Source organism: Mycobacterium innocens, from assembly GCF_900566055.1.
Classification (GTDB): Bacteria; Actinomycetota; Actinomycetes; order Mycobacteriales; family Mycobacteriaceae; genus Mycobacterium; species Mycobacterium innocens.
In genome coordinates, this window is record NZ_UPHQ01000140.1 from 47,703 (window position 1) to 57,282 (window position 9,580).

At 67.8% G+C, this 9,580-nt stretch carries 5 protein-coding genes and 3 pseudogenes; 5 read left to right on the plus strand and 3 right to left on the minus strand.

Features of this window, described 5'->3' with window-relative positions; genetic code table 11:
• Positions 1-5: 5 nt before the first annotated feature.
• Together cobN and EET03_RS14965 are read right to left on the minus strand one after the other, a co-directional pair.
• Positions 6-3,581, minus strand: a complete 3,576-nt coding sequence (gene cobN / locus EET03_RS14960) for a cobaltochelatase subunit CobN (RefSeq protein ID WP_075542965.1) — start codon at positions 3,579-3,581, stop codon at positions 6-8.
• A gap of 286 nt (positions 3,582-3,867) precedes the next feature.
• On the minus strand, positions 3,868-4,350 hold the full coding sequence (locus EET03_RS14965) for a hypothetical protein (protein ID WP_136625699.1): 483 nt from the start codon (positions 4,348-4,350) through the stop codon (positions 3,868-3,870).
• A 540-nt stretch (positions 4,351-4,890) separates the two neighbouring features.
• Here EET03_RS14965 and EET03_RS14975 point away from each other — a divergent pair.
• A pseudogene (locus EET03_RS14975) lies at positions 4,891-5,141 on the plus strand (PE family protein).
• Between the two features lie 344 nt (positions 5,142-5,485).
• Here EET03_RS14975 and EET03_RS31580 read toward each other — a convergent pair.
• Positions 5,486-5,614 (minus strand): annotated as a pseudogene (locus tag EET03_RS31580) (esterase); the annotation flags it as partial.
• Positions 5,615-5,677: 63 nt separating this feature from the next.
• On the opposite strand from EET03_RS31580, the gene cobG reads away from it, so the two are divergent.
• The 4 genes and pseudogenes from cobG to EET03_RS15000 all read left to right on the plus strand — a co-directional run.
• Complete coding sequence (cobG, locus tag EET03_RS14985) at positions 5,678-6,784, plus strand: precorrin-3B synthase (protein ID WP_075542959.1); 1,107 nt, start codon at positions 5,678-5,680, stop codon at positions 6,782-6,784.
• A 4-nt stretch (positions 6,785-6,788) separates the two neighbouring features.
• Positions 6,789-7,415 carry a precorrin-8X methylmutase gene (locus EET03_RS14990; protein WP_099193556.1) on the plus strand — a complete coding sequence of 209 codons (627 nt, stop codon included), beginning with the start codon at positions 6,789-6,791 and terminating at the stop codon, positions 7,413-7,415.
• Positions 7,412-8,884 (plus strand): precorrin-2 C(20)-methyltransferase, encoded by a 1,473-nt coding sequence (locus EET03_RS14995; RefSeq protein WP_075542961.1) that lies wholly within the window; start codon positions 7,412-7,414, stop codon positions 8,882-8,884. Before EET03_RS14990 ends, EET03_RS14995 begins: the two co-directional genes overlap by 4 nt.
• Positions 8,885-9,347: 463 nt before the next feature.
• Positions 9,348-9,580 (plus strand): annotated as a pseudogene (locus tag EET03_RS15000) (IS1634 family transposase); the annotation flags it as partial.

Here is a 9,580-nt window from a genome sequence, read left to right on the forward strand (position 1 = left end):
ATGGCTCAACCTTCCAAATCACCTTCGGTTTCCAGCAAAACCTGGCGCAATCCGTCGAGGGTATCCGGTTGCGGCTGGGCCCACATGCCGCGTCCGGCCGCCTCCAGTAGGCGCTCGGCCATCCCATGCAGCGCCCACGGGTTGGACTCCGCCATGAACTTCCGGTTCTCGGCATCCAGCACGTAGCGCTGGGTGAGTTGCTCGTACATCCAGTCGGCCATCACCCCGGCGGTGGCGTCGTATCCGAAGAGATAGTCGACGGTGGCGGCCATCTCGAATGCACCCTTGTAGCCGTGGCGGCGCATCGCGGCCATCCACCGGGGGTTGACCACCCTGGCCCGAAACACCCGGGTGGTCTCCTCCGACAGCGTGCGGGTGCGGATGGCGTCAGGCCGGGTGTTGTCGCCGATGTAGGCGGCGGGTGCTTGGCCGGTCAGCGCGCGCACGGTGGCCACCATGCCACCGTGGTACTGGAAGTAGTCGTCGGAGTCGGCGATGTCGTGTTCGCGGGTATCGGTGTTTTTGGCGGCCACCGCGATGCGCCGGTACTGGCGGTTCATGTCGTCGACGGCTTCTCGGCCGTCGAGGTCGCGCCCGTAGGCGAAGCCGCCCCAGGCGGTGTACACCTGGGCCAGGTCCGCGTCGTCGCGCCAATTGCGGCTGTCGATCAGCTGCAGCAGCCCGGCACCGTATGTTCCCGGTTTGGAGCCGAAAATCCTTGTGGTGGCGCGACGTTGGTCGCCGTGCTGGGCGAGGTCGGCCTGGGCGTGGGCGCGCACAAAGTTGGCGTCGGCGGGCTCGTCGAGGTCGGCGACCAACCGGACCGCGTTGTCGAGCATCGTCACCACGTGCGGGAAGGCGTCCCGGAAGAATCCGGAGATGCGTACCGTCACGTCGATGCGGGGCCGGCCCAGCTCGGCCAGCGCAATAGCGGTGAGATCCACCACGCGCCGCGACGCGTCGTCCCAGACCGGCCGAACACCCAGCAGGGCAAGCACTTCGGCGATGTCGTCGCCGGCGGTGCGCATCGCCGAGGTGCCCCACACCGACAGGCCCACCGACTGCGGCCACTGGCCATGGTCGTCGCGGTACCGGGCCAGCAGCGAATCAGCCAGGGCCACACCGGCTTCCCAGGCCAGCCGCGACGGCACCGCCTTAGGATCGACGGAGTAGAAGTTGCGACCGGTGGGCAATACGTTGATCAGACCGCGCAGCGGCGACCCCGACGGGCCGGCCGGGATGAACCGGCCGTCCAAAGCCTTTAGTACCTGCTCGATTTCGAAAGTGGTGCCGGCGAGCCGCGGCACCACTTCGGTTGCGGCGAACCGTAGTACCGCCGCGACGTCGGCGTTGTCCGTGAGATGGTTCGCGGCGGCGGGGTCCCAGCCGGTGGCTTGCAGCGCGGCCACGAGCTTCCGGGCAGCGGCCTCGGCCTGGTCGACCGAGGTGCGCTCGTCGGTGCCGTCGTCGGCCAGCCCGAGCGCCTGTCGCAGGCCGGGCAGCGCCTGCTCGCCGCCGAACAGCTGGCGGGCCCGCAGGATGGCCAGCACCAGGTCGAGTTCCTGTTCGCCTGCCGGCTGGCGCCCGAGGATGTGCAGGCCGTCGCGGATCTGGACGTCCTTGATCTCGCACAGCCAGCCGTCGACGTGCAGCAGCATGTCGTCGAACGAATCTTCAGGGGGCCGCTCGGTCAGCCCTAGATCGTGGTCCATCTTGGCAGCCCGGATCAGCGTCCAGATCTGTTGGCGGATGGCGGGCAGCTTGCCGGGGTCCAGCGTGGCGACACTGGCATGCTCGTCGAGCAGCTGCTCCAAACGCGCTATGTCACCGTAAGTTTCGGCCCGGGCCATGGGCGGGATCAGATGGTCGACGAGAACGGCGTGCGCCCGCCTTTTCGCCTGGGTGCCCTCGCCCGGATCGTTGACCAGAAACGGGTAGATCAGCGGCAGGTTGCCCAGCGCGGCGTCGGAGCCGCAGGACGCCGACATGCCTAATGTCTTTCCCGGCAGCCACTCCAGGTTTCCGTGTTTGCCCAGGTGTACCACGGCGTGCGCCCCGAATCCTGTCTCCAGCCAGCGGTAGGCGGCCAGATAGTGGTGGCTGGGCGGCAAATCCGGGTCGTGGTAAATCGCGACCGGGTTGTCTCCGAAGCCGCGCGGCGGCTGCACCATCAGCATGAGGTTGCCGGATCGTATACCGGCAATGACGATTTCGCCGTCGGGATCATTGGCGCGGTCGACGAACAACTCCCCCGGCGGCGGCCCCCAATGGTGTGTCACGGACTCGGTCAGCTCGGCGGGCAGCGTGTTGAACCAAGCGCGATAGTCCTTGGCGGACAATCGGATCGGGTTGCCGGACAATTGCCCCTCGGTGAGCCAATCGGGGTCTTGTCCGCCGCGTTCGATCAGCGCATGGATCAGGGCGTCACCGTCGTTCGACTCGACACCGGGCAGGTCGCCCAGCCGGTAGCCGCGCTCGCGCATCGCCTGCAACAAGGCGACCGCGCTGGCCGGGGTGTCCAATCCGACCGCGTTACCGATCCGGCCGTGTTTGGTCGGGTAGGCGGAAAACACCACGGCCACCCGCTTATCGGCGGGTGCGACGTAGCGCAGCCGCGCATGGCGGACCGCCAGACCGGCGACCCGCGCGCAGCGCTCGGGGTCGGCGACATAGGAGATCAACCCGTCGTCGTCGATCTCCTTGAACGAGAACGGGACTGTGATGATCCGGCCGTCGAACTCGGGTACCGCCACCTGGCTGGCGACGTCGAGGGGGCTCAGTCCGTCGTCGTTGTCGCGCCACTGGTCCCGGGCGCTGGTCAAGCACAGGCCTTGCAGGATCGGGATATCCAGGGCGGCAAGGTGTTCGACGCTCCAGCTGTCGTCGTCGCCGCCGGCTGAGGCGGCAGCAGGCTTGACTCCCCCGGCGGCCAGCACGGTGACCACCATGGCGTCGGCGTCGACAAGTCTGTCGAGCAGTTCCGGTTCGGCGGTGCGCAGCGAGGCGCAGTACACCGGCAGCGCCCGACCACCGGCGTCTTCGATCGCCCGGCACAGCGCCTCGACATATGCGGTGTTTCCGGCCAGGTGTTGCGCGCGGTAGTACAGCACCGCGATCGTCGGGCCGTCGATCTTGGAGGCGTCAGCGCGCGCCAGTTCACCCCACGCGGGCGTCACCAGCGGCGCGGCGAAACCGTAGCCCGTCATCAGCACCGTGTCCGACAGAAAGGCGTACAGCTGCCGCAGGTTGTCCACGCCGCCGTGGGCCAGGTAGATGTGCGCCTGCACGACCGTGCCGGCGGCAACCGTGGACAGGTCGGTCAACTCGGCGTCGGCGGCCTGCTCACCGCTGACCAGCACGGCCGGCACCCCGCTGGCAATCACCACATCGATGCCGCTCTGCCAGGCGCGGTAGCCACCCAGGATCCGCACCACCACGATCGAGACACCGGACAGCAACTCGGGCAGCTCGTCGTCGGACAGCCGCGACGGGTTGGCCCACCGATAGTTCTTGCCGCTGGAGCGCGCGCTGATCAGGTCGGTGTCGGACGTCGACAACAGCAGGACGGTCGGCTCAGCCACCCACCATTCGTACCCCAATCCCGTAGGACCGTCCCGCGGCGGGTCGCGTAACCAACTCCGCTGTCAACGGAAAAGTGGCTTTCGGTCGGTGGCGGATCTCTCGGTATCGGCAGCGGCTGCCGGATTGGAGGCGACAAGGCGCCCATTCTGCACGGTTTCTCGAATTGCCAGCCGACCGCAGTCGGATCCTCATTGCGCAGCAGTCGATTTCGACGTATCGACATCCGCGGGTGACGCAACCGTCGTCGCAGCCATCACCGCAAGGGCCGCGCAACCAATAGCGCCATCAACCCTTATCGCGCCACCACTGATACAGACTGGCACTGTCTTTGCCCTCAACAACGGCGAGTCTGAGTTTGGCATTGTCCGTCCAGATGACCGCATAGTTGCCCTCGACGGAAGTGCCGCACTCGACCTGACCGGCGGTCTGGCTGGAGTTGCGGTAACTCCACGTGCCGGGAGAAGCGCCGCCGCCCGGACACGACGATGCCACCGTATATCCGCTTCTGCCGGGCCCCTGCCGAAACTCCGTTGCCAAGTCACTGCCGCTCGCGTAGAGGAGGAACACGCCGTAGGAAGGACCGCCCGGGTCGCTGCTTTGGCCGCACATCACTCTTTCGAGTGAACCTTCCACCGGGTCTTTCTCTTGGCAATTGGTCGAGGAGAAGCCCTGCGGCAGCATGTCCATCAGCTTGCCCGACGGCGCTGCGGCGCAATCGGCGGTGGAACTGAGAACAGCAGCGCCGCTGCACGCCGCAATCGTGATCAACCTGGCAGCGCCAGTGCACAGAGACATTCCGACTCCTATCGGCGCAGTAGCTGAGGCTGTCGGTCAGCAACGGCTCCGAGTGCACACCGCATGCGTCACCGGCCTCATTGGCAAACGATATCGCCGCCCGGCTGATCACAACGGCGGTTCCGTCAAATGTCCCACCGGCGCCCGTGCAACCACTGCGCGATCACCGACCGGCGATGCCGGCCTGCGCGGGTAACCGGCTCTTCGTCTTGGTTGTCTTCACCTGGCGTTGCCTTCGAGGGGCTTGCCGATCTTGGCCCAACCGCTTATGTCGCAACGGTTTCCGAGGCGCCGGGGCCACCACCGCGGCGGCTCCCGGCGTCTCCGTCCAGCCCCGACCTCGTGATCGTCGATCCGTTGGCCCCGTCGCACCCGCATGAGTCGTTCGGTAACCGGGAAGCCTCCCACTGCGAGAGGCGAAAACGCCGGAACGCCGAGATATCGGGCCCGAACCGGCGTAGTGTCATCGAGTTAATCCGCTTCACCGATGCCCCGACGACGTGGCAGATAGCAATGTCTTATCTCGCGGCGGTCCCCGAGTTATTGGCTTCGGCGGCAACGGATCTATCCGACATCGGCTCGGCGCTGGTCAGCGCGAATGCGGCGGCGGTGGCGCCAACCATACCCTGGCGCCCGCTGCCGGTGATGAAATATCAGCGGCCATTACCTCGTTGTTCGCCGGCCATGCACGGATCGCCTCGACCCTGGCGGTTTTCTCTGCCATCCGGGACAGTAATTCAGCGAATTCGGCTTTGCCGCGGTAAGTTCCACCGATCATGCTGTCGCCGTTGACCATCCACTCTGCCGAGTCGTCGAAGACGTCCAAGGCCGCTTCGAGGTCCCCGGCGCCGAAAGTGTCGTAACCCCTCTTCGTGGTTCTCGATATTCGGATTTGACATCGTATTTCCTTTCGCTCCTTGGTGTTACATCGCACGACGCACAGCTGGGATCTCGGCGCGGATCGGCCGCCTGTCATCCATGGACGCCGCGTCGGTTCGCCGAAGGCATCCGGAAAGGACGCGAAGCAGGATGGCGGGGCGCAGCAACCGCGCCGGGGAGTCGACCATCGCGGTGACCCGCATGAACTACGCGGCGACGACGGGATCTCTAAGCCGGCGAGGGGACGCACGGCGGCACGGGCATCGGTCTGCGTGCCGTGCCAGAGCAACACCGTGGGCTGGCTCGAATCGCCGAAGACATCGGCCAAGCGTCCCGGGGCGTATTCCACCGTCCGCATGGACACGGGGGTGCCCAGCCGACGGGGATCCAATCGCGATTGCCGGGGCCGTACCGTGGACGGGTGGTCAGGTCTCGCGACACCGACGCGTGCCCGGGGGCGCTGCAGGTGCACCAGGCCGCCGACGGCGCGCTGGTGCGGGTGCGGTTGCCGGGCGGATGGGTCACCGCGGCGCAGTTGGGTGCGCTGGCCAGGGCCTCGCGCAGCTTCGGCTCGGGAACGCTGGAGTTGACGTCGCGCGGCAACGTGCAGTTGCGCGGCATCACCGACGTGGCAACGGTCGCCGAAGCGATCGCCAAGGCGGGCCTGTTGCCGTCGCCGACGCATGAGCGGGTCCGCAACATCGTCGCGTCACCGCTGTCCGGGCGAGTGGGCGGAAACACCGACATCCGGGACTGGGTCGACGAGCTGGACGCCGCGATCTGCGCCGAGCCCCGGCTTGCCGACCTGGGCGGCCGGTTCTGGTTCAGCCTCGATGACGGCCGCGCCGACGTCTCGGGGCTGGCTGCCGATGTCGGTGTCCACGTATTCGACGACGGCTGCGCCCTGACGCTGGCGGGCCGCGACACCGGAATCCGGGTCAGCGATGTCACCGCAACCCTGGTCCGAGTCGCGCTGCGGTTCGCCGAGATCCGCGGAAAGCATTGGCGGGTAACCGAATTGGCTGATCTCGGTGCGCTGCTGCCCGGAGCGCAACCCGGTGCCGCCTTTCCGCCCGTCACCACCCCGCCGGTGGGCTGGATAGCCCAGGACGACGGCCGCGTGACACTGGGCGCCGCCGTTCCACTGGGGGTATTGCCCGCCCGGGTCGCCGAGTTGGTGGCCGCGATCGAGGCTCCGCTGGTCATCACGCCGTGGCGGTCCTTGCTGATATGTGATCTCGGCGAAGCTGTTGCCGACGCCGCGCTGCGGGTGCTGGCGCCGCTGGGCCTGGTGTTCGACGAGAACTCGCCCTGGCTTCGGGTCAGCGCCTGCACCGGCAGCCCCGGGTGTGCACGCTCGGTCGCCGACGTCCGGGCCGACGCGGCTGATGCGCTCGACGCGCACACTGCCGTGCACCGGCATTTCGTCGGCTGCCAACGGGCTTGCGGCAGCCCGTTGTCCGGTGAGGTGCTGGTTGCCACCGGGGCCGGATACCGAGCGCTGCGAAACAACGACGCCTTAGGGTGAGCGGGTGCTCGACTACATTCGCGATGCGGCCGAGATCTACCGTCGGTCGTTTGCGACCATCCGCGCCGAAGCCGACCTGACCCGGTTTCCGCCCGACGTGGCGCGCGTGGTGGTCCGGTTGATCCACACCTGCGGGCAAGTCGACGTCGCCGAGCACGTGGCCTATACCGGCGACGTGGTTACCCGGGTCCGGGCCGCCCTGCGGGATGGCGCGCCGGTGCTGTGCGATTCCTCGATGGTGGCCGTCGGGATCACCACCGCGCGGCTGCCCGCGAACAACCAGGTCGTGTCGCTGGTTGCGGAGCCGCGGGCGGCCGAGCTGGCCGCGCGCCGGCAGACCACCCGCTCGGCGGCCGGTGTGGAACTGTGGGCCGACCGGCTCGGCGGCGCCGTCATGGCGATCGGCAACGCGCCCACGGCCCTGTTCCGGTTGCTCGAATTGGTCGACGACGGGGTCGCGGCGCCGGCGGCGGTGCTGGGCGGGCCGGTCGGCTTCGTCGGCTCGGCACAGTCCAAACAAGAGCTCATCGAACGACCGCGCGGCATATCGTATCTGGTGGTGCAGGGCCGTCGTGGCGGCAGCGCCATGGCCGCCGCGGCCGTCAACGCGATGGCCACCGAGAGCGAATGACGCGCCGCGGCACGCTCTGGGGCGTCGGCCTGGGACCGGGCGACCCGGAGCTGGTGACGGTCAAGGCCGCCCGGGTGATCGGCGAGGCCGATGTGGTGGCCTATCACAGCGCCCGCCATGGCCGCAGCATCGCCCGCGGTATCGCCGAACCGTATCTGCGGCCCGGGCATATCGAGGAGCACCTGGTGTATCCGGTGACCACCGAGACGACCGGGCATCCCGGCGGTTACGCCGGCGCGCTGGAGGATTTCTACGTCCAGGCCACCGAACGCATCGCAGGTCACCTCGACGCCGGACGCAGCGTGGCGCTGCTCGCCGAGGGCGACCCGCTGTTCTACAGCTCCTACATGCATTTGCACACCCGGCTGACCCAGCGGTTCAACGCCGTGATCGTGCCCGGCGTGACCTCGGTGAGCGCTGCCTCCGCGGCCATCGCGACGCCGCTGGTGGCCGGCGACGAGGTGCTGTCGGTGCTGCCCGGCACGTTGCCGGTCGCCGAGCTGACCCGCCGGCTCGCCGACGCCGACGCCGCCGTGGTGCTCAAACTCGGCCGCTCGTATCGCAATGTGCGGCAAGCGCTTTCGGCGTCCGGCCAACTTGACGACGCCTTCTATGTGGAGCGGGCCAGCACCGCGGGGCAACGGGTGTTGCCGGCCGCTGACGTCGACGAGGCCACCGTGCCGTACTTCTCGCTGGCCATGCTTCCGGGGGGCCGGCGGCGCGCGTCGGTCGTCGGTTCAGTTGCGGTGGTGGGCCTGGGTCCCGGCGACATGGACTGGATGACGCCGCAGAGCCGGCGCGAGCTGGCGTGCGCGACCGATTTGATCGGCTACCACACCTACCTGAACCGCGTTCCGGTGCGTGACGGGCAGCGGCGCCATCCCAGCGACAACACCGACGAGCCCGCCCGCGCCCGGCTGGCCTGCTCGCTGGCCGAGCAAGGGCATGCGGTGGCGGTGGTGTCGTCGGGCGATCCGGGTGTGTTCGCCATGGCCACGGCCGTTCTGGAAGAGGCGAAGCAGTGGCCGGATGTGCAGGTCAGGGTGATCCCGGCGATGACGGCCGCCCAGGCGGTGGCCAGCCGGGTCGGCGCCCCGCTGGGGCATGACTATGCGGTGATCTCGTTGTCCGACCGGCTCAAGCCGTGGGAGGTGATCGCCGCACGCGTTGCGGCCGCGGCCGCTACCGACCTGGTGCTGGCCATCTACAACCCCGCCTCCAAGGCGCGCACCTGGCAGGTCGGCGCGATGCGGGACCTGCTGCTCAAGCATCGCGAGCCGGGCACGCCGGTGGTGATCGGCCGCGACGTGTCGGGCCCCGATGAAGACGTTCGGGTGGTGCGGCTGGCTGACCTGAACCCCGCCGACATCGACATGCGTTGCCTACTGATCGTCGGGTCGTCCCAAACCCAGTGGTACTCAGCGGGTTTCGGTGACCGCGTGTTCACACCACGGCGGTACCCGATCTGAAGTTCGTCACCACGCGTCATCTAGGTGCGCACCGTCGACGGGCACTAACGCACTGAGTCGTTGCAAGGCGGTCGCATGCGGTGATGGTCTGGGCGGTGACGCGTGTGGCTGCTGGGGTAACTGCGCTCGGTGCAGTGTCGGTTGCTGCGCCCGCGCAAGCTGGTGCGCCGAGCGTGACATGGCTGCGCAAAATCGGCCAACTTCTCACCCTCAGAACACGTTCGACGAATCCGGTGGCGGCGATCAACGCGCGTACGACCGTCGATAGTGCGTTCCCGGCCCTGGCATTTTCAACTGCGCCATGGGGTGCGATTGCGCCGTTGAATAACGGTCGGAAATTCGTTGCCGGCTCGAGCTCTGCCGTCACAGGCCTGCTAGCGGGAGTTTCCGGCCTTCGTGGTTGAGCGGCGTGTCTTGTGTTGTGGTGCTTGAGGTTTGTGGGTTTGGAGTGTATTACCCATATATGGCGTCGATCGTGGGTAAGCGACGCGGCAAGCAGACCTATTACTACCTGGTGGAATCGGCCCGAGTGCAGGGCAAGCCGCGCATCGTGTCTCAGCAGTATTTGGGCAGCGCGGAGGAGGTGATGGCGAAGCTGTCCGAGACGCCGGCCGGGCAGCCGATCCGTAGCCAGCACAAGCAGTTCGGGGATCTGGCTGCGGTGTGGTCGATGCTGGCCCGGCTGGATGTGGCCGG